This is a genomic window from Streptomyces camelliae, from assembly GCF_027625935.1.
Taxonomy (GTDB): domain Bacteria; phylum Actinomycetota; class Actinomycetes; order Streptomycetales; family Streptomycetaceae; genus Streptomyces; species Streptomyces camelliae.
In genome coordinates this window covers 4,375,146-4,393,812 of record NZ_CP115300.1, presented here as the reverse complement: position 1 = coordinate 4,393,812, position 18,667 = coordinate 4,375,146, and the positions used below count along the sequence as shown (strand labels likewise).

Genomic DNA, 18,667 nt, shown 5'->3' with positions numbered 1-18,667 from the left:
TGCACCGGCACGTAGACGAGCGGTCTACGGCGCGGGCACCTCCACCCGCTGACCGATACCCACCGCCTTGAGGAACCCCAGCCGTACGCCGGCTGGGGTTCCTCTCTTTTGTGGACTTTCATCGTGGGTACCGACCGAAGCACAGCATGGCCGGCGCCGGCCGAGAAGTCCTCAGCCCGACGAAGATGACAAAAACGCGCCCCCATCAGGGAGATGGGGGCGCATTCGTTTTCTTCGCCTACTTGAGGGCTGTGCCACCTGAGTTGTGGTAGGCGATGGTCTTGTTGATCAGGTTTCCGCCGTCGGTCTCGGCCGTGGTCTGTTCCTGCTGTCCTGGACCGAAGAGCAGCCCGGCGACATGGGCGTTCGCGACCTGGTCCATGTGTGCGAAGAACCAGTCCACCTTGTCATCCTTGTAATGGTTGAGGGTGTTGTTCTGTGCCATGTTGCCCACGGGGATCTGCCACAGGACCACCGGCTTGCCCACGGACTCGGCCATCGTCTTGTAGAACTGCAGCGCGGCGGCGGCCTTCTGGTCGTTCCAGAAGTGGTCACTGCCGCCGTGGGCCGGCTGTGCGTACCAGCCTGCGTCGCGGTCCGACACATCGGTGACCAGGAAGTCGGCGTTCTTCGCCCCGAGGTTCGCGTAGTCCTTGACGCATGCCTGTGTGTTGGTCTGCCAGTCGAAGCAGGAAAGGTGCAGCCCCACGGCGGTGTTCGGCGCGTACTTGTGCGCCATCGAGATCAGGCACTGGGCGAGTCCGGTGGCGCTGTTCTCCTGCGATCCGCAGTCCGTCGGATTCGAGGCCGTGACCTGCGCGGCGACCTGGTGCGGATTGCCGAGCGACCGGACGTAGCCCCAGAAGTCGGGCTCAAGGTCGATCGCGTCGTGCGACGTGCCGATCTTCTGGAGGAAGAAGCGGTAGTCGTTCAGGTACCGGGTGAGCAGGTCGGTCCTGTTGATGGCCTTGACCTCGCCCGGACCGTCGCCCTCGCCTGCCGCATCCCCGAGGTCGCGCAGCGAGTACCAGGTCCAGAGCATCTTCTGCGGACGCGAACTGCCCTTGTACGTCGCCTCGGCCGCCACGGTGTCCCGCCAGGTCACATAAGTGCCGGGCGCCGTGGTGCTGCCGTTCCAGCAGCCCCACCAGCCCGACCACCCGTCGTGGCAGCGCGCTGCCGTGTAGTAGTCCGACGAGGGCGCGGGCTGGCTGTGCACATAGGAGTACCGCACGTCGAACGGCGCGGCGGCCGCCGAGGCGTCAGACACCGAGCCGCCGATGAGCACCGTGCTGCTGCCCATGAAACGTGTCGTCGAGCTGCTGCCACCAGCCTTGGGCGACGACGGCGACGACGGCGACGACGGGTGCGAGCCGCTCGGAGCCTGGCTGGTGGGAACGCTGCCGCCCGGAGTGGTGGGCGTACCGGAGCTGCCGGCACTCCCGGCCGGGACGAGCTGCCACTGCTGATCGGCGCCGCCCCGGTCGCGGTTCTGGACGACGTCGCCCCCGTCGGCCTTGGCGGCGTTGTGGACCTCGACGGCCATGCCACTGAAGCGATTGATCAAACGCACGTAGCCGTTCGGCGACTTGGCCAGTTTGAACTGCTGGTTGGTGCCGTTCAGGTCTTTCCACTGCACGATGGCGGAGCCGGCTGTCTTCGACCAGCCGAGGTCGTCCAGCACCTTGCCGGAGTTCCGGTTCTGCAGCCGGTAGTACCCGTCACCCGCGTCGATGAGCCGCCACTGCTGGTTGGCGCCGCCGTGACGGCTCCACTGCACCACCGCCGCGCCGTCGTTCGTGGCGAAGGCGCGGTCGTCCAGCACCTTGCCGCTGTTGCGGTTGACCAGCACGTACCACTTCTTCAGATCCAGGGTCTGGGTCTGCTGCGCCGAAGCCTGGCTGACCACGACAGCCGAGCCGGCCACGACCACCATGGCGAGACCCGCCCAGAGACCCCGACGCGCGAGCAACCGACGGCCACGATGCTTCGGGCGACCACCGCGGGCGCCGCCGTCAGCACGGTGGCCGCCGACGCGGGACGCCCCCGACGACGTGGGTGGACTGGGGACATGTCTGTGCTCTCGTTCAAGGGACATGTCGGTGCTCTCTTTCAGCCGTTGCATCTGACCGGACCACTTGGCCGGACGACACTCAGTGGTCCGAGAAGCCGGAAAGGTTGCCGCGAAGAGCCAAAGATTTTTTCGCGTTGACCGCTTCCCGTCCGCTGTGGAGCGAGGCAGGCGAACGCCGGCGGTGGCGAACGCCTGATGGCTGCTCCCGGCCCTGCCGCTCACCGCGTACCACGCCCGCTACTGGACTTCCCCACGGATGAAGGTCAACGCTGCGACACGTCCGCACCACAAGCCGGAGTCTTCGGCGGGCTCATGGTGCGCTAGTGGTGCAGCCCTCGCCCGCCGGTCTGGACAACAAGTAACCCCCGGGTCGATGACCTGGGGGTTCGTGTTGGAGCGGGTGACGAGAATCGAACTCGCGCTCTCAGCTTGGGAAGCGACGGCGCTTGGATGGCGGTACTGCTTCTGACCTTCAGGCCGCCATGAATGCCCGATCACCCGGGTGGAACCGCCCCTCTTCTTGCCGAGTCGGCGGTCCAGGACGGTGATCTGATGGCGCAGGGCGAGGATCTCGACGTCCTTGTCCCTGCCGCTCATCGCCAGCAGACGCAGCATGGCGAACGCGTTCGTGACGCCGAAATAGGCCAGTCGCAGCAGCACGGCCGATCACCAACCGCCCATGGTCAGGACACGACGGAGCGCTGGGGCACGGTGCCCGCGTCGGTCGGCGTGGAGCGGGTGGTGTACTGCGGTACGGGGGCGTCGTCGCGGCCGGTGTCGCGCACGAGTCCGTACCGTTCGCGGTCGGCGGAGTGCGGGGCCGGGGGAGTGGCGATGTCGTCGGCTGTCTCCTGCCAGGAGGAGGGCAGGACGTCGAGGTTGTAGTCGGCCTGGGTTTCGTTGAGGTGGAGTGTGACGCTGCCGTCGAGGTAGTAGTACTCGTTCTGCCACATCTGCTGGGCTCCCGGCGGCAGGGTGATCAGTCCTTGCTGCCGGTTGCCCATCCAGGTGCCGCCGGCGGTCGCGCCCGGCTGACGGTCGTCCATGCGGTGGCCGCCGCCCGAGGCCACGTGGAACAGCCTTCCCCGCAGTCCGGTCCACGAGGGCATGGTCAGCAGCCCGGGGCGCAGCCCGTACATCACGTCCCAGTGGACGGTGAAGTAGCCCTTCCCGCGCAGTACCACCGTGTCCCCGCGGTGGACGAGCTGGTAGCCGTCCAGGTGTCTCTTGAGCCCCGTCATCGTCACCGTGGTCTGCGGGCGGTGGGGCAATGCGGCGGGCGGCCGGTCCGGCGGTGGCGCGCTGTCCACGGTGTCGACCACGGACCCGTACCGCGGCCGGGGCGAGGGATGCGAGACGGCCGAGCCCCGCACCGGTGCCGGCCGTGACGGTGATGCGGATGCGGTGAGCGAGGGCGCGGGTGCCGGGCCGGAAGCCGTCGGGGCGGTGGCCGGACGCGCCGACGGGCTGGACCATGGGGCCGCGTACACGAGCACGCCACCGGCCACGGCGAGCAGCGCACTCGCCGCCACCACGGCCTTCGCGGTGAGGCTCGTCCCTGCGGTCCCTGCCGTCCCCGCCGTCGCGGAACCCCCGCTGCCTGAAGTGGCCGTGGTGCCGGCATGGCCGGCCCCCGCGGCGTGCGTTCCCGCGGACAGCCACGGGCGCCAGGCCAGCAGTGCCGCCGGCACGGGCAGGAGGGCCAGGGGCGCCAGCAGTCCTTCCGGGGCCAGCATGCCGTCCTCGTGGCGCACGCACCGCGGGCACTGCCGCACATGGCGGCCGAGGCGTTTGCGCCACAGGCCGCTGGGGACCCCGTTCCAGTCCAGGGTCAGCCGGGTCAGTTCCTCGCATGCGGGCCTGGCCGCGAGGGCTCGGACGATGACGCGGGAGGTGTGCAGGCGCTCCTTCATGCGTTGCACCCGTACAGCCGCTTGATGGCCGGTCATGTCCAGAGCGGAGGCGAGCTCGGCCCGGGCGAGCCGGCCGGCCGTCTCCAGCCACCACAGTGACAGCAGCTCCCGGTCGTCCTCGTCGAGCCAACGGGTCGCGCGCACGGACTCCTCGCGTTGCCCGGACAGCCGCAGGTTGAGGATGACCCCCTCGGCGAAGTCGGCGGCCGGGTCGGGCCGGTGCTCAGCCGCGTCGAACGCCGCTCCCGTCGTCTCCCTCCTGCCGCGCCTGCGGATGTGGTCACGGACCTCGTTCACGGTGATGGTGATCACCCAGGACCGGAACGCCTCCGGGCGCTCCAGTCCCCCGATGCCGCGCAGGATGCGCATCATCGTCTCCTGGACGATGTCGTCGACGTCGTCGCGGTACGGGTGCGCACGCGCCGCGACGCTGTAGACCAGCGGAAGCGTCAGGGAGCTGAGCTCTTCCAGGGCGCCGCGATCGCCGGCCCGAGCCGCGGCTATCACGTCGGCCGCGGGCGCGGCATGCCTTGGCATCGGGTCTCCCTTCGACCTGACGCGGGTACGAAGCCCCGCTCGCGCCGACCGAGACGGGTTGCGGGGGTCCTCGGGCAATCGCCGTCGGTGTCACACACACCGTGGCAGCGATGTCATCGTAAGGGGTGAGCGCGGACAGCCATGGGCGGGCCGGTGGAATCCGTGGCGGCTGGGGATCAGCGGCGGTGACGCGGGGACGTACGCAGACGCGAGCGGCCGCGCACGAAGACGAAGACCGCGGCGACGCCGGCGAGAACGACGCCCGCCAGTCCTGTGACGGTCCACAGAGCACCGACGTTGCTGCCGGTGTCCGCCATGGTGCCGGTGGAGGCGCCCAGGGGGGTGGCCGCTCGGCCGGTCCGGGCCGGGGAGGGCGCCGGTCCTGTCGCGGCGGAGGACGGGTGTGCGGCCGTGGTGGACGTGAGAGCGGTGAGCACGGTGTCGGCGCCGGCCCGGCTGACGGAGAAGCGCGCCCCGCCGATGGCGAGACCGCTACCGGAGACTGTTGCGGTCGTCGAACCGACGGTCAGCTCAGGGGAGTTCCGGGAAAGAAGGATCTTCGCGCCTGTGACGACCTGCAGCCTGCGCAGGGCCGTGTCGCGTGCCTTGCTGAGATCCAGGACGGCCGAGGAACCGGTCAGAGCGACCGCGCTGGATGTCCGCAGAGAGGTCCCGGAGACGATCAGGCTGCCTTTGGCGACGGTGGTGGCGCCGGTGTAGGCGGCGCTGGTGACGGTGGTGGCCGCGGCTCCGCTCTGCGTCACCGATCCGGCACCGGTCACCGTCGGGAGGGTGGTGGGTGTCCTGGTGTTGCGGAGCACGAGTGAGCCGTTGTCGATCACTTTGTCGAGGGCTCCGCCGGTGTGGAGGCTCCCGTCGCCGCCCGCGGTCCCGGAGCCGAGACGGAGGGTCGCATTCCTGGCGATGGTGGTGGATCCGTCGTAGTACTGCGCTGCTGCGAAGGTCACGTCGTTGCCGCTGGTGCCGGCGATGACGACGTCCCCGGCGCCGGGAGCGCCGAGGGTGTCGTGATACATGCCGCCGCCGATGGGCGCGCCCAGGGTCACCGGTCCGTTGTAGTCGAAGGTGAGCCGGGAGCGCTGCCGTCTGGCGTGCAGGTTGATGTAGACCGTCTGCGCCGTGCCGGGCATGAAGATCCGGTGTGTGGTCCCGTCGCCCCACTGGACGTCGGCGCCCTCGATGTTGGTGCCGCGTTTGTTGAGTTTGTGGGCCACGGGTCGCCAGTTCAGTCCGGGGTCGCTCAGTGAGGGCGCCGCCCCGTCGCCGCTGTCACTCCAGCTGTAGACGCCGGTGAGGATCACCTTGCTGCCCGGGCGGGAGTGCACGTTGACGTCGTTGCCGTACTCGTGGCTGTAGAAGTTCTGCCGCTGTACGACAGTGTGGTTGAGCGGGGTGTCGATGATCCATGAACCGCGGTTGACGACGGAGCGGGCGTTGGGCAGGTCCGCGGCACAGGTGGTGCTCGCGAAGTTGACGCCCGTGCCGTTGTCGAAGATGCCGGAGAACGGGTTGGTGCCGCAGATCTGGAGCGTTCCCCACATGTTCCGGGGCTGGGTGACCAGGCCGGAGCCGCTGATGACGCCCAGGTTGAACAGCCGGGTCAGCGACAGGCGCAGTGTGCCGTTCACCTGGATGTTGTCCTGGTTCTGCTGGTAACCGGGCGTGTTGTACGGGAAGGACCCGATCAGGCCGGTCGTACCGCCGGTGCCGTACTGGAGGGTTGCTCCCGCGTCCACGGTGACCGCGGGCTCGTCGGGACTGCCGACCACGACGTACGGGTGGTTGCCGCCCGGGATCTGGACCCTCTGGTGCTGCCGGGAGTGCGGCAGGGTGAAGGTGCTGTCCTTGGCGAGGACCAGCGTGCCGGTGCCGGACACGCGAAGGGTTCCTTCACCGCTGATCACGCCGGTGTACGTGTGGGTTCCCTGCGGGACGCGCACGACCGCGTCGCCGGTCAGGACGACATCACGGTTCGCCAGGACGGCCGAGGTGATGTCGCCGTCTGCCGCGACCGCGCTGCCCACCGCAACCACCGGTGTGACGGCTCCCGCGACGAGAACCGACGCCAGGACAAGGTGCCAAGATCGCTTCATCGAGTCAGGGTGCTTCCTGAAGTGCTGGTGATCCTTACGGACGGGAAGACCGGTGGCCGGCCACCGGGATCTCAAAAACCCGGAGAAGTTCTCCGTTCCACCTATGTCGCCCGTCGGGGAGGACGAGGCGCCAGGGGCATTGAGGACTTGCCCACCTGGCACACGGAAGGCATCGGGTCCTGGGCAACGGTTCAGGACAAGCGCGAGTGGGCCGCGTGCAACGCCGCGGTCACCCCTGGTCATTCAGCAGAATGGGGCGAGTTGACGCCCTGACAACAGAAGGTCGGGCATGCGGGGCGGCTGAACGTCCGCCGCGGCAAGACGATCTGGGCCGAGCAACCTCTGCCGGATCGACCGTCACGGCGAGCAGGACAGCCGACAGGGAACCGGGGGCCAGGGCCGGATACACCCGGTTTAGCGGACCAGACCCTGGAGGAGCCCCCGGGGATGTGACACATGGTCGGGATGTAACAGATCCCGGGAATGTGCTGCATCTTGCTACGACGCCCCGTGGCTACGACGCTCCGTGGCTACGACGCCCCGTGGCGCCCCCGGTCGCGGCGGCGCAGGAAGAGCAGGCCGCCGGCGACGGCGGTGACGCCCACAGCGGCCGTCCACCCGACGCTCTCCCCGGAGCCGGTCGCGGCGAGGCCGCCCCCAACGGCGGGGGAGGCGGAAGAGGCTGGCTTCGGGGCGGCCTTGGTGTCCGTTGCCTTGTCCCGTGTGAACGCCAGCGTCCCGAAGCCGAGCTGGTCGAACCCGCCGCTGTTGGGCCCGTAGTCCCCGCCGCCGCCCTCGGGCGCGGCCTTGGCGGCGATCTGCGTGAGGTACGTGGCGGACAGTCCGCGCCGCTTGGTGTAGTGGTTGGCGGCCATGGCCCAGACCGGCCGCATCTGCGCCGGGCTGGCGGTGGCGACGTTGGTGGGGTGCTGGATCCCCGGCCGATGGTCCACGAGGGCGTAGGGCGTGTACGGCACATTTCCGCCCAGGCTCCACTTGGCCACGTACTGAGCGCCCTTGAGGAAGCGGTTGTCGTCGTAGCCGTACAGGTCGATGCCCTGGTTCCAGGCCATCTCGCAGATGGTGCTCATCAGGCCGACGCCCATCAGCGAGTGCCCCTGGTCGCGCCCGGCCTCCATCCACTCGGCGAGCCCGTCGTCGTGCACGACCGGGATGGCGTGCTTGATCGAGCCCATGCCGTCGCCGTGCTTGAAGTACTCGACGGCCCGCTCGACCTTGGCCTGGTCGTCGCAGAAGATGCCCGTGGCCAGCGCACAGGCCATGTTGCACAGGTCCCAGTTGGGCCAGTAGTGGGGGGCCGGGGTGCCGTTGTTGTGGTTGACGAGAAAATCCTCACTCACCGAGTAGAAGACGTCGAGCAGCATCTTCTGGAATCTTTCGAGTGCGAAGTCGCTGTGGTCGCGGACGAGTTCGGCTGCGTTGGCGGCCTGGTACCCGTATATCCCGGCGGCCAGGAACCGGTCGGCGCTGCCGTCGACTTTCGTCAGCTTTGCCGACCAGGCGTTGAGGATCGCGACGGCAGTGTCGGCGTGGGTGCTGTCGCCACTGACGTGGTAGCGCAGGGCGTTCTGGTACGCGGCGTGGATGTCGTGGTAGAGGACCCCGTAGTTCTGCGGGTTGCCCGTGCCCCTGTACACGGTGCCCCTGTACACGATGGCCTGCGGATTGGGCGTCCAGGCGCTCTGCGAATGCCGGTTGGCGGTCAGCTTCGCGTACCCGGCGGTATAGGGGGAGGCGCCGGCCTTCACCTTGGCGGCCATACGGGCGAGGTCGGCGCCGGTGTGGAGGAGGCCGGGGTGCGCGAAGGCCCCGCCCGCCGCGACCGAGGGGGTGGCGGCGGTGGCGATCGAGGCGGCTCCGGCTGCGACGCCCGTGGCCTTGAGTATGGCGCGGCGGCTGATCTGTCGTGTCACATGCATGCCTATGAGACGGGTGAGGGCGGACGCCGATCACGAAAACTGGACGGGCCGTGGTGCAGAGGGCCACCGGGCCATGGGGCCCGGCACCCCGCCTCGGCCGCGGAGCGCGACCAGGGCAGGTCTGCGGGCGAATGCCGCCAGTCTCCATGGGCGCTCATGGACTCCCCGAGCGGCGAACGGCGCCGACCCCGCGTCGTGTATCGCGGGCTCCCTGCCGAGTGGCCACTCGAACCGTCCCGTACACCACTTCCAAGACGGTTGCCCAGTCCGCCGCCGCCCTGCTGCGGGCTGCGGGGCTGCACGGGCACAAGTACGCCATCGACGCCACGCTGTGCGCGACCGCCCTGCAGCATCCCGGCCGGGTGACGATTCTGACGTCCGATGCCGAGGACATCGGTCTGCTCACCGCCGGGTATGCACGCGTGCTGGCCGAGAAGGTGTGAGGAACAGAGCCGCGTCGCCAGTCGGCGCGGTCGGCGATCCGCCGTCGCGGACTGTGCCCGTGTCGTCCGGCATTACGGCTGCCGCCGCGACGCCGTGATCGAACGCCGTGACCCCGTCGTCCAGTGAGCGCGGGCTCTACCCCCGATTCCGCCGAGATCCTTTCCGGTGCCTCGGCGGGGTCGTCCACCCGCCATGAGTAGGGCATGCGGCAGGCTCCCGGCCATGGTCGATGCCCTGCCGCCTGCCGAGAAGACCGCTGCCACACAGGAGCGCCGGCTGACACCGGGTGTGAAAGTGGTCGGCACTGCGAGCTCCCTGGCTGACGGCGGCGATTACACCACCGCCGTCCTGGGCGCTGCGACCACCGAGGCCACTGCGGCCCCGCTGTTCACTCAGGAAACGGAAGCAGTGTTCACTCAGTGAACGCTCGCTCTGTTCACTCAGGAAACGCTCGGACTTTCTGATTCTGCACGGGTGGTCCGCTCAGAGTTTGACCGGTCTGCCACCGGGCAGCCGCTGCCGTCGGCGGGCTGCAGGGCTTGCTGGCCCTGACGTGCCTCAAGGACCGAGCCGGGACAGAAAATGCGTCTCACTGTTCGAGATAATTGGCTGACTCGCCATCAGGAATTACCCTTCGGCGCCCCTTCTGGTGCCACATGGGCGCAACTTAGGCACGCAGAGGGCACGCCACCCTCAAATTGGACTAGACAATAAACCCCAGGCCGCTGACCTGGGGTTTCTCATGGAGCGGGTGGCGAGAATCGAACTCGCGCTCTCAGCTTGGGAAGCGACGGCGCTTGCAGAGCCGGATAGCCTCTGACCTGGGCATACGTACTCTGGCGTGGCGCCCGGGAGCGCACGATCGCACCGTAGTCGACCGTGGTTTGCCGGTCTTATGGGCACGCTATGGGCATGGAGTCGGCTCGGAGGCGTGGAGAGCTCCTCCTGGTGGCTGACAAACCATTGAGCTCTGGGAATGAGCGCTGGGCCGGAAGGGCGTGGCTGCGGGAGCACACGGAGCGGGTCTCGGCGGCGGCTGAACAACTCGGGACGGAGGTGGCTCGGAGCAGGCCCCTGCAACGCGGGCCTGCTCGGGGTGGACACCTCCGAGGCGATGGAGCGGGCCGACATCGTGGAGAGGGTCTGCGAGGAGGTGCAGGTCATCCGGGTGCGCGAAGGCCATGAAGTACGTCCGAGGGGCGCCGGATCCGGGTTGCTGTGCCATGCCCTTCGACGGCGGTCGGCCACGCGCCAAGCGGCATCGCCCGGCAGGCCGAGGACTGAGTCAGACCTCCGGGCGGTGCCATGGTCGATCCTCACTGTCAGTTCCCGGCCCCCGCGCCCTTGGCGACCACACGCAGCGGGACATGCCGTACGCGTCACCCCCGCCGTGCGAACGTCTGTGCCGAGCGGACTGCATCGCCTGGACCCGCGAATGTTGGTGACGTATTCTTCTATGTACATAACCAACATTGCGAGGGAGGCACCGTATGTCTGTGACCCAGATCGACATCGACGATGACGCCCTGGAACGGGCCATGGCTCTGTCCAAGGTCAGGACGAAGAAGGAAGCGGTCAATCTCGCTCTGCACTTCTACGCCGAACAGCAGGAGCGTGCCGCGCGTATCAGCCGCCACTTCGAGCGTGCGCGTGAGTGGGGTGCTGTCGAGGACGCCGAGCGCCTGCACCGGGCGGAGAAGCGCAGCCGGTGATCTACCTGCTCGACACCTCCGGCCTGGTCCGGCTGCTCCGCGATCCGAAACTGCAGTCGGCCTGGTACGACGCGATCGACGCCGGGGTCATCGCATCCTGCTACGTGCAGCGCGCCGAGTTCCTCCACAGCGCCCGGAACGGACGCGAGTACGACGAGATCGCGGAGATGTTCACCGACCTGTACGCCGATGTGTCGGTGCCGAAGAACGCGGGGCGCTGGATCGGCGCAGTGCAGCACCGTATGGCCCAGGCCGGGGAGCACCGCAGCGCGTCGGCGGTGGATCTCGTCATCGCTGCGACCGCAGCCCATCACGGACTGGCCGTCCTGCACGACGACGCCGACTACCGCGCCATTGCCCGGCACGCATCCGACCTGACCGAGCACAACATCCACGACATCGCCTGAGGGGTTCCGCGGCGGGCCGCGTCAGGCGAAGGCGGCGGGCCGCGTCGTCCTGCCGGAGATCGCGGAGCATCACCTGAGTGCCACCTGGCCCGTCCGTGCCCACCGTGGCGGACTCGGTGAAGTCCTGTCCACCGGGCAGGAGTTGGGTAACCACAGGGCTGCAGCGTCCGCACACGCCATCCGTCTCTCCGGAGGGACGGGCAGGCTGAGGGCTCACAGGTGTGACCGATGTGGTTGGTACAGCGAAGCCACAGGTCAGAGGCGCCGTTCGGAGTCAGGATCGGTGAGTCTGCCATGACCGCCGAGAACTCGTGCCCTCCACGTGCCCAATCTTCGTGCGCTGAGCGGCCGGTTCCCGCGGAGAGATCCTCGCCAATTCATCAGCCCCAGGCCGCTGACCTGGGGCTTCGAGAAGAGCGGGTGACGAGAATCGAACTCGCGCTCTCAGCTTGGGAAGTGACGGCGCTTGGCGCGGCGCCTAAGTGCTGACCTGCGCAGACGTGCTCTTTTGGAGGTGGCCGGCGTGGGCGGGACGTACCGCTGCGGACCCTTGATGTCCGCTCTCAAGGGCACACGGAGGGCACGGAGTCATCGGCATGGGCGGTGTGAGGCGCCCGCAAGCCTTGCCGAGTCGCTGTCGGTCCCTTCTGACGCCGCCCGGCCGATGGACGGTTGCGCTCGCACAGGCGGGACGCCTCGGCGTACGGCTCGGACAGGCCGAACCGGATGTCGCCGGGCAGCCGCGCGACGACAACCGGGGGAGCGGGCCACATCCGCGGCCTTCCGCCCCGCACACCGCGTCTCACCTGCCGTTGAACTGGAGGACGTCACCAATCGAGCGCACGCTCGTCGGCTCGCGCGTCCCAGTCCGGCCTGACCGGGCGCGCGTCGTGGCAGGTGAAGCCGAGGCGGGTCAGTGCCCGGTGCATCTCGACCGAGGTGAAGTCGCGGCGGTTCTGCCTGGTGATCACTTCCCCGACCTGCATCACGGGGTAGACACGGCGGTCGATGGTCACGCACAAGCCCGCGGCGGGTTCGGGCGTGATGCCGCTCATCGACTGCTCGACCTCGAACTTGGTCAGGTCGAAGGGAAACCGGGCGATGACACAGCGCATGGATGCCTCCACAGGGCGGTCAGGGGGTGATGGCTCAGGACGTGAGGGTGAGGATGCCCAGGGCGTAGCCGTGTTCGTCGATCACGGGGGACACGTCCAGGGTCCGGTCCCGCATGGCGGCCTCCGCCTCGCCGAGTGCGGCGACGGACGAGGTGAACGGTCCGCGGTCGAGCGGGATGTCCCGCAGCCGGGTCCGGTCGCTGTACCACGAGCCGCCGCGGTGCGCGGCGAGCTGGGCCCGGGTGACCAGTCCCGCGCACCTCCCGTCCTCGTCCTGGAGGAGCAGGTGCGGGACTCGGGCACCGATGAGCACGGACAGGGCGACGTCGACCGTCATGTGGTCGTCGACCTGGGGCCCGGGAGCGTGCATGGCGTCGCGGGCGGTCAGACCGATGCCGTCGGCGCTGCAGGCCTGCTGTGTTCGGGACGGATGCTGCGTCAAGGGCTTCTCCTCTTAGTCGGGGCGGGCGGGACGGGCGACGGATCTTCCTGACTGCTGGGAGTGCATCCCCGTATGGGGGCTACGGGGTGTTCCCCGGGGCGGGGCGACGGGCGCGGGCGGCGGCCCGGCCGCTCCCGCCGTGGCCGGCGGTCCGCCCCCTGCGATTCCGGCCGGCGGATCCCTTGCCTTCGCGTCTGCCCTCGGTTCGTCCGTCGACCGGCGCGGTGAGGGTGACGGGCACGCCGGAGGGGGTTCGGGCGCCGGTGATGCGCTGTAGTTCGGCCTCGCCGGGACGGATCCGGGCGGTGCCCGGAGTGATGCCGGCGTCGGCCATCAGACGGTCCACGGCGCGGCGCTGGTGCGGCAGGACGAGGGTGACGACGGTGCCGGACTCGCCGGCGCGTGCCGTACGGCCGCCGCGGTGCAGGTAGTCCTTGTGGTCGCCGGGAGGGTCGACGTTCACGACGAGGTCGAGGCCCGCGACGTGGATGCCTCGGGCGGCGACGTTGGTGGCCACCAGGGCCGTGACCTGGCCGTCCTTGAACTGGGCGAGCGTCCTGTTGCGCTGCTGCTGGGACTTGCCGCCGTGCAGAGCGGAGGCGCGCACCCCGACGGACAGCAGGTGCGCGGCGAGCCGGTCCACCGCGTGCTTGGTGTCCAGAAACATGATCACGCGTCCGTCGCGGGCGGCGATCTCGGCCGCGGCGGTGTCCTTGTCGGCGTCGCGCACGTGCAGCAGATGGTGCTCCATGGTGGTGACGGCTCCCGCGGACGGGTCGACCGAGTGCACGACGGGGTCCTGGAGGTAGCGGCGCACCAGGAGGTCGATGTTGCGGTCCAGGGTGGCCGAGAACAGCAACCGCTGGCCACGGGCGGGGACTTGGCCGAGCAGCGCGGTCACCTGCGGCATGAAGCCCATGTCGGCCATCTGGTCGGCCTCGTCCAGGACGGTGACGGCGACCTGGTCCAGCCGGCAGGCCCCTCGCTCGATGAGGTCCTTGAGACGGCCGGGCGTGGCGACGACGACCTCGGCGCCGCCACGCAGCGCACTCGCCTGTCGGCCGATCGACATGCCGCCCACCACGGTGGCGAGCCGCAGGCGCAGGGCACGGGCGTACGGGGTGAGCGCGTCGGTGACCTGCTGGGCCAGTTCCCGGGTGGGGACGAGGACGAGGGCGAGCGGCTGTTTGGGCTGGGCCCGCTGCCCGTCGAGGCGGGCCAGTACCGGCAGGCCGAAGGCGAGCGTCTTGCCCGAGCCCGTCCGACCCCGGCCCAGGACGTCCCGGCCCGCCAGCGCGTTCGGCAGGGTGGCCGCCTGGATCGGGAAGGGAACGGTCACGCCCTCGGTGCGGAGTGCGGCCAGCAGCCTTGCGGGCATGTCCAGTTCGGCGAACGTCTCGACCGCGGGGAGCGGCTCGGTGAGGGTGACCGGCAGGGCGAACTCCTGTCGGCGTGCGGTGGGGCGTGCTCGTTGACCGTTCTTGTGCCGGGGGCCCGGACCGGAATTTCGACGGTGCGGTTCCTGCGTCAGGAAGCGGCTGGAACTGCTGGAGCTACTGGAACGAGCGGAACGGGTGCGGTCCACGACGGGGCCTTCCTCGATGCGGCACGTATCGAGGAATTCCTTGAGAGGGAATCACAGGACTGAGCCGAGTGAAATCCGAAGACCTTGGGTTGACGTTCCTTACGTTCCTCACGGCCTTGCGGGAGCAGAAAAAAATGGGCTGGGGCCCGCACCCCGAGAGCGCGGGCCCCAGCCACATGATGCGCGAACCAGTGGCTCGCGACGGTTCGCGTCAGCGTCAGGCGGGAACGATGTTCTCAGCCTGCGGGCCCTTCTGGCCCTGCGTGACGTCGAAGCTAACCTTCTGGCCTTCCTGAAGCTCGCGGAAGCCACCGTTGCTGATGATGTTCGAGTAGTGGGCGAACACGTCAGCGCCGCCACCCTCCTGCTCGATGAAGCCGAAGCCCTTTTCCGCGTTGAACCACTTCACGGTGCCAGATGCCATATTGAATCTCCCTTGGAGGGGCAGTGTCGGACTCCGCACTTTGCGGAGCCGAGTCGCCGCGATGATCACCCCTCCGGAAAGATCCCGGAAAGCTCTGCAAAGAAAAAATCTCTGGCAACCAAAACCGCAACAACTACCACGTTAACACACAGCGGGTGGCAGCAGTCATGAGTTTTCGGACCGGTCCGGTAATTGTCATCCCGCTGGAGTGTTCATTTCTGTATCGGCGGGACCAGGTATCCGCACCGGGCTCGTCCAGCTTCCGGCGCATTTCCCGGTTCAGCCGGAGGGCGTCGTCGAGCTGGTCCTCCAGGGTGATGATGCGGCACGCGGCCTCGACGGGGGTGCCCTGGTCGACCGGTTCCCGGGTGCGGGCGGTGATGCGCAACTGGCGGCGGGAGTACCGACGGTGACCGCCTTTCGAACGCAGCGGGGTGGTCAGCCCGGCTTCGCCGACGGCCCGGAGGAAGGCGGGGTGGTGCCGGGAACATCGACGGCCCGCCCCATGGCGTGGGCAGGAGAGTTGTCGTCGTCGAGGTTGCCGGCGACAGGGGTGTTCTCAGCGGGCACGGCACCTTCGTTTCGGGGGCGCGGCGAGGGACCCGGGCGTGCGTGGCACCCGTGCTGCGAAGGATTCGGCGCCATTCGTCCTCGGCGCCATCTGCCTCGTGCGACAACCCCGACTCCGGCGGGCACGGACATGTGATTTCGCCGTGGCAGATATCCCCTCTCCGGCCGACGTACTCAACTCGCGAAGTCGCGTTGCTCCGGTGTCAGCCCGGCTGCGGACATGAGCGATACGGCGGCCCGTTCGGTGGCCTCCGGCGGGACGACCAGCAGGTCCCTGCGCCCCTGGCCGGGTGCCATCAGGACGACGGTGCTCGGCGCGTGCGCCGTGGTGGCCCTGCGCAGCCGGACGACCTGGTCGCGGACGAGTATGAGGCCCGGTGCCCCGGTCCCCGCCGTGCCGTTCACCAGGACGCTGACGATCTGACCCCAGGCACGAGGCAGACCGCGGAGCAGCGGCGGAAGTTCTGTCAGGAAATCGAAGGTGCGCGGCCACCAGGCCCCGTCGATACGGCGTGGCACGGTGCTCTCGGGTGCGAGGTACAGGCGCAGGAGAGGCGGGGCGGGCGGCGGGGGCCGTAGGTGGTCGCTCGTCATGAGGTGTCCTGTCGAGTGGTTCGGCGCGGTACGTCGTCCTCGGCCGGACGGAGTGCCTCGGTTGCCGGGAGCGCGCAAGTGGAGGACGCAGTGGCTCGGATCGCTGCGGTCAGCTGTGCCGTCCGGGTGCCTCTGGTGCGCCGATGTCGGCCGTTCGTCCCTCCCAGGCGTCCTGCGCGCTGGCGTAGGCGGGGAAGCGGTGGAGGAGACCGGTGCAGCGGAAGACCAGGTCGGTCGTGTGGCTGTCGTGGACGACGCGTATCCAGCCGCCCCGGGCGCGGCAGTCGGACCACGCCTCGCACAGAGGCGCCAGGATGCTGCCGTCGGAGAAAGTCACCCGGCTCAGGTCCACGATGAGGCGGAGCCGTCCGGGCCAGGCGGCGCGGGCCTCGGCCAGGGCGCGGACCAGCGGCGCCACGGTCTGCGCGTCCAGCTCGCCGTGCGCGCGGACGATACGGCACTCCTCGAAGAGCTCGGGTGCTTCACCTTGACTGGTCAACGATCCGTGCGAGGAGTGCACTTGAGGCCGGCCGACGGTCCCTGCCGAAGGTGCCCGCGGCGTGGCGCGCCTCATTGCGTCTCCCCTGTCGTGCTCCCGAGGAGCCCGGTCTCGGCCAGCGTCAGCATGCGCGCGGCGGTCAGCGGGTTCTCGGGGTCGGCTGCCGCGGCCAGCAGCCGAGCGGCTGTTCCGGCGTGCTCCTCGGGCGGGACGACCAGCAGCACCCAGCGCCCCACGGTGCCGCAGTCCAGGGTGATGACGTGCGCGGCGCTTCCGGGGCCGGCCGGCTCCACGGCGATCTCCCGGCCGGGTGACATGACCGTGTGTGGCGCGTCGGGCCATTCGGCGGGATCCACGGTGACCCGCACCGTGGTGTCCGGGTCCGGCTCCAACGAGTCGACCAACGAGGGCAGTTCGAGTTCCAGCGCGGCGCAGCGCGGCCACCAGGCCCCGTCCAGCGGGCCGTGGCTGACGTCCGGGGAGAGGGCCAGGCGGGGCAGCGGCATGCGATACGTGTGCGCGTCGGCCGCGGGCGTGCCTCCGGCCGGCGTACTGCTCGGTTCCATCGTGCGGTCCCGTCCCGGGAGCCGTGGAGCGGCTGCCCGTTTGGTCACTCGCCGGGAACGGCACCGCCGGAAGCGCTGCGCGAAGAGCTCTCGGTACGGTCAAGGCTACTCCTTGGCCGACGAGAAGCGGGCGGGTCAGTCGCCCGACTGCGACCGCTCCGTCCTCTCCCGGTCGTCCTGCTCCTCCTGCTCCTCCTCCAGCTCTTCCATCAGGCGGACGCCGACGTGTGTCAGCGAGACGGCGGCCGGGGCTCGGTGCGAGGTCCACTCCACGTTGATCAAGCCCTCGTCTGCCAGGTAGACGCACGCGGCGGAGAGGTCCTCGTCGGGCAGGTCCAGCTCGGCACGAGGCACCGATCCGCTGACCTCGGGGCGGTTGTGCTCGACGGCCCCGTACAGGGACTCCAGGACTGCCTTCCGGTTGTTCTTGCGTTCGCGGAGTTTCGTCATGGCTGTCGTTCTCCGAGGTGTTGACGGCCGCGTGGGCATGGACGCGACGGTGGATCCCCGTGGCCTCAGGGACCCGGGTCACACCTCGTCGGCGTGTGCTTGCGCCTGCTTTGTCGATGTACGGGTCGAGAGCCAGGACCGTGCGGGTTCCGCGGCGTTCGCGGTGTCGAGGGGCAGATGGAGCCGGGTCCCTCCTTCGTGGCCGGCGGGATAGCTGCGCTGCTCGGTCGAGGCGAAGCAGCGGCGGAGGGCGTCGGCCACGCGCCGGGCGACCTCAGGGGTCGCGGCCACGATGCGGACCTCGGCGTGACTGTCGGAGGGCAAGGGTTTGTGCTCCATACGGACATGAGCGGCGCAGCCGGTCGAGCCCGCTGTCCAGGTCGCTGCCAGGCACTTCATGAGGACGGGTACATCAATCTGGTACATGGACTACTCTTGGTACATGTCCATGAAGCGCACCAACGTCTACGCCGACCCCGAGGACCTGGCCATCATCAAGGAGGCCGCCAAGCGCCGAGGTATAAGCGAGGCCGAGATCATCCGCCAGGGCATCCACCTTGCAGCCATGGCGAACCGGGTCTGGGACGAGCCGCTGTTCTCACGCACCTTCGAGGGGCCGGGACGCACGCTGTCCAAGCCGGAGGTCCGGGAGACGGTCGCCGAGGCCGTTCGGCGTGAGACCGGCTCGGGTCCCGGATCCACCGCGTGATCATTGTCATCGTCGATACGTCCGGCCTTCTGGCAGCCCTGGACTCGGCCCATCCGGAACACCGGGCGGCGAACGAGGCGATCATGGCGGCGGGCCTGCTGATCATGTCCCCGCTCCTGCTGGCCGAACTGGATCACGTGGCGACGCGTGAGCTCGGCAGGGAGGCCGCCCTCAGCGCGGTCGACGACCTGCGGCGCTGGATGAGCCGGGGGCGTGTCGTCATGCCGGAGATCACGGAGAACCACCTCGGCGCCGCCCAGTCTGTCCGTGTCCGATACCGAGCGCTGGACCTCGACCTCGCCGACGCGGTGAACGTGGCGCTTGCCGCCGACTACGACACGGACGCGATTCTCACCCTCGACCGACGAGACTTCCGGGCCGTACGCCCGTTGGGCCGCCACAAGGCGTTCCGGGTACTCCCCGACGACCTCCCGCTCTGACGCAGGCCCCTTGGCGGTCAAGTGCCCGCTCCCACAACGGGCTTGTGCACTGCCCACGACGAAGCACGTGCAGGACGGGCATTCGCCATCGCCCAGGAACAAGCGGGCTGAGGGCTCGCCTCCGGCTCATCT

At 69.2% G+C, this 18,667-nt stretch carries 19 protein-coding genes and 2 pseudogenes; 6 read left to right on the top strand and 15 right to left on the bottom strand.

Going from position 1 to position 18,667, the window contains the following annotated elements; translation table 11 throughout:
• Positions 1–238 precede the first annotated feature (238 nt).
• The 5 genes from O1G22_RS20020 to O1G22_RS20000 all read right to left on the bottom strand — a co-directional run bounded on the left by O1G22_RS20020 (position 239) and on the right by O1G22_RS20000 (position 8,578).
• Positions 239–1,936 (bottom strand): RICIN domain-containing protein, encoded by a 1,698-nt coding sequence (locus tag O1G22_RS20020; protein ID WP_270082591.1) that lies wholly within the window; start codon positions 1,934–1,936, stop codon positions 239–241.
• 375 nt (positions 1,937–2,311) lie between these two features.
• Complete coding sequence (locus O1G22_RS20015; RefSeq protein WP_270082590.1) at positions 2,312–2,734, bottom strand: hypothetical protein; 423 nt, start codon at positions 2,732–2,734, stop codon at positions 2,312–2,314.
• Between the two features lie 23 nt (positions 2,735–2,757).
• Positions 2,758–4,524 carry a sigma-70 family RNA polymerase sigma factor gene (locus O1G22_RS20010; RefSeq protein WP_270082589.1) on the bottom strand — a complete coding sequence of 589 codons (1,767 nt, stop codon included), beginning with the start codon at positions 4,522–4,524 and terminating at the stop codon, positions 2,758–2,760.
• Positions 4,525–4,700: 176 nt separating this feature from the next.
• On the bottom strand, positions 4,701–6,638 hold the full coding sequence (locus O1G22_RS20005) for an autotransporter (protein WP_270082588.1): 1,938 nt from the start codon (positions 6,636–6,638) through the stop codon (positions 4,701–4,703).
• Between the two features lie 530 nt (positions 6,639–7,168).
• Entirely contained in the window at positions 7,169–8,578 is a 1,410-nt protein-coding gene (locus O1G22_RS20000; protein WP_270082587.1) for an alginate lyase family protein, read from the bottom strand.
• A 248-nt stretch (positions 8,579–8,826) separates the two neighbouring features.
• Between O1G22_RS20000 and O1G22_RS19995 the strand changes: the two are divergent.
• From O1G22_RS19995 to O1G22_RS19980, 4 genes and pseudogenes are all read left to right on the top strand, one after another.
• Positions 8,827–9,021, top strand: a pseudogene (locus O1G22_RS19995) (DNA-binding protein); the annotation flags it as partial.
• A gap of 223 nt (positions 9,022–9,244) precedes the next feature.
• Positions 9,245–9,445, top strand: coding sequence for a hypothetical protein (locus O1G22_RS19990; RefSeq protein WP_270082586.1), 201 nt, complete (start codon positions 9,245–9,247; stop codon positions 9,443–9,445).
• A gap of 1,067 nt (positions 9,446–10,512) precedes the next feature.
• Positions 10,513–10,734 carry a type II toxin-antitoxin system VapB family antitoxin gene (locus O1G22_RS19985; RefSeq protein ID WP_270082585.1) on the top strand — a complete coding sequence of 74 codons (222 nt, stop codon included), beginning with the start codon at positions 10,513–10,515 and terminating at the stop codon, positions 10,732–10,734.
• On the top strand, positions 10,731–11,141 hold the full coding sequence (locus O1G22_RS19980) for a PIN domain-containing protein (RefSeq protein WP_270082584.1): 411 nt from the start codon (positions 10,731–10,733) through the stop codon (positions 11,139–11,141). The genes O1G22_RS19985 and O1G22_RS19980 overlap by 4 nt, the downstream gene beginning before the upstream one ends.
• Positions 11,142–11,968: 827 nt before the next feature.
• Here O1G22_RS19980 and O1G22_RS19975 read toward each other — a convergent pair.
• From O1G22_RS19975 to O1G22_RS19930, 10 genes and pseudogenes are all read right to left on the bottom strand, one after another.
• Positions 11,969–12,256, bottom strand: coding sequence for an SCO5918 family protein (locus O1G22_RS19975; protein ID WP_270082583.1), 288 nt, complete (start codon positions 12,254–12,256; stop codon positions 11,969–11,971).
• 34 nt (positions 12,257–12,290) lie between these two features.
• Positions 12,291–12,626: a CBS domain-containing protein gene (locus tag O1G22_RS19970; protein WP_270086469.1), complete on the bottom strand. Its 336-nt coding sequence runs from the start codon at positions 12,624–12,626 to the stop codon at positions 12,291–12,293.
• A gap of 151 nt (positions 12,627–12,777) precedes the next feature.
• On the bottom strand, positions 12,778–14,283 hold the full coding sequence (locus O1G22_RS19965) for a DEAD/DEAH box helicase (protein WP_270082582.1): 1,506 nt from the start codon (positions 14,281–14,283) through the stop codon (positions 12,778–12,780).
• Positions 14,284–14,500: 217 nt separating this feature from the next.
• Complete coding sequence (locus tag O1G22_RS19960) at positions 14,501–14,707, bottom strand: cold-shock protein (protein ID WP_020943091.1); 207 nt, start codon at positions 14,705–14,707, stop codon at positions 14,501–14,503.
• Positions 14,708–14,945: 238 nt separating this feature from the next.
• Positions 14,946–15,277 (bottom strand): annotated as a pseudogene (locus O1G22_RS19955) (MerR family transcriptional regulator); the annotation flags it as partial.
• A gap of 174 nt (positions 15,278–15,451) precedes the next feature.
• Positions 15,452–15,871, bottom strand: a complete 420-nt coding sequence (locus O1G22_RS19950; RefSeq protein ID WP_270082581.1) for a DUF5994 family protein — start codon at positions 15,869–15,871, stop codon at positions 15,452–15,454.
• A gap of 109 nt (positions 15,872–15,980) precedes the next feature.
• The gene (locus O1G22_RS19945; protein ID WP_270082580.1) at positions 15,981–16,370 is read right to left on the bottom strand and encodes an STAS domain-containing protein; all 390 of its coding nucleotides are present in this window, start codon (positions 16,368–16,370) and stop codon (positions 15,981–15,983) included.
• A 71-nt stretch (positions 16,371–16,441) separates the two neighbouring features.
• Entirely contained in the window at positions 16,442–16,936 is a 495-nt protein-coding gene (locus O1G22_RS19940; RefSeq protein ID WP_270082579.1) for a DUF5994 family protein, read from the bottom strand.
• A gap of 135 nt (positions 16,937–17,071) precedes the next feature.
• Positions 17,072–17,386 carry a hypothetical protein gene (locus O1G22_RS19935; RefSeq protein WP_270082578.1) on the bottom strand — a complete coding sequence of 105 codons (315 nt, stop codon included), beginning with the start codon at positions 17,384–17,386 and terminating at the stop codon, positions 17,072–17,074.
• Positions 17,387–17,464: 78 nt separating this feature from the next.
• Positions 17,465–17,725 (bottom strand): hypothetical protein, encoded by a 261-nt coding sequence (locus tag O1G22_RS19930; RefSeq protein WP_270082577.1) that lies wholly within the window; start codon positions 17,723–17,725, stop codon positions 17,465–17,467.
• 103 nt (positions 17,726–17,828) lie between these two features.
• Here O1G22_RS19930 and O1G22_RS19925 point away from each other — a divergent pair, with 103 nt between their 5' ends.
• On the top strand, positions 17,829–18,095 hold the full coding sequence (locus tag O1G22_RS19925) for a ribbon-helix-helix domain-containing protein (RefSeq protein WP_270082576.1): 267 nt from the start codon (positions 17,829–17,831) through the stop codon (positions 18,093–18,095).
• On the top strand, positions 18,092–18,535 hold the full coding sequence (locus O1G22_RS19920) for a PIN domain-containing protein (RefSeq protein ID WP_270082575.1): 444 nt from the start codon (positions 18,092–18,094) through the stop codon (positions 18,533–18,535). Before O1G22_RS19925 ends, O1G22_RS19920 begins: the two co-directional genes overlap by 4 nt.
• Positions 18,536–18,667 lie beyond the last annotated feature (132 nt).

Excerpts from the sequence above, each read along its gene's own strand:
- O1G22_RS20020 (WP_270082591.1), bottom strand. The coding sequence starts at position 1,936 with ATGGTGGTCGTGGCCGGCTCGGCTGTCGTGGTCAGCCAGGCTTCGGCG.
- O1G22_RS20010 (WP_270082589.1), bottom strand. The coding sequence starts at position 4,524 with ATGCCAAGGCATGCCGCGCCCGCGGCCGACGTGATAGCCGCGGCTCGG.
- O1G22_RS20005 (WP_270082588.1), bottom strand. The coding sequence starts at position 6,638 with ATGAAGCGATCTTGGCACCTTGTCCTGGCGTCGGTTCTCGTCGCGGGA.
- O1G22_RS20000 (WP_270082587.1), bottom strand. The coding sequence starts at position 8,578 with ATGCATGTGACACGACAGATCAGCCGCCGCGCCATACTCAAGGCCACG.
- O1G22_RS19990 (WP_270082586.1), top strand. The coding sequence starts at position 9,245 with ATGGTCGATGCCCTGCCGCCTGCCGAGAAGACCGCTGCCACACAGGAG.
- O1G22_RS19985 (WP_270082585.1), top strand. The coding sequence starts at position 10,513 with ATGTCTGTGACCCAGATCGACATCGACGATGACGCCCTGGAACGGGCC.
- O1G22_RS19975 (WP_270082583.1), bottom strand. The coding sequence starts at position 12,256 with ATGCGCTGTGTCATCGCCCGGTTTCCCTTCGACCTGACCAAGTTCGAG.
- O1G22_RS19970 (WP_270086469.1), bottom strand. The coding sequence starts at position 12,626 with ATGCACGCTCCCGGGCCCCAGGTCGACGACCACATGACGGTCGACGTC.
- O1G22_RS19960 (WP_020943091.1), bottom strand. The coding sequence starts at position 14,707 with ATGGCATCTGGCACCGTGAAGTGGTTCAACGCGGAAAAGGGCTTCGGC.
- O1G22_RS19950 (WP_270082581.1), bottom strand. The coding sequence starts at position 15,871 with ATGACGAGCGACCACCTACGGCCCCCGCCGCCCGCCCCGCCTCTCCTG.
- O1G22_RS19940 (WP_270082579.1), bottom strand. The coding sequence starts at position 16,936 with ATGGAACCGAGCAGTACGCCGGCCGGAGGCACGCCCGCGGCCGACGCG.
- O1G22_RS19935 (WP_270082578.1), bottom strand. The coding sequence starts at position 17,386 with ATGACGAAACTCCGCGAACGCAAGAACAACCGGAAGGCAGTCCTGGAG.
- O1G22_RS19930 (WP_270082577.1), bottom strand. The coding sequence starts at position 17,725 with ATGGAGCACAAACCCTTGCCCTCCGACAGTCACGCCGAGGTCCGCATC.
- O1G22_RS19925 (WP_270082576.1), top strand. The coding sequence starts at position 17,829 with ATGTCCATGAAGCGCACCAACGTCTACGCCGACCCCGAGGACCTGGCC.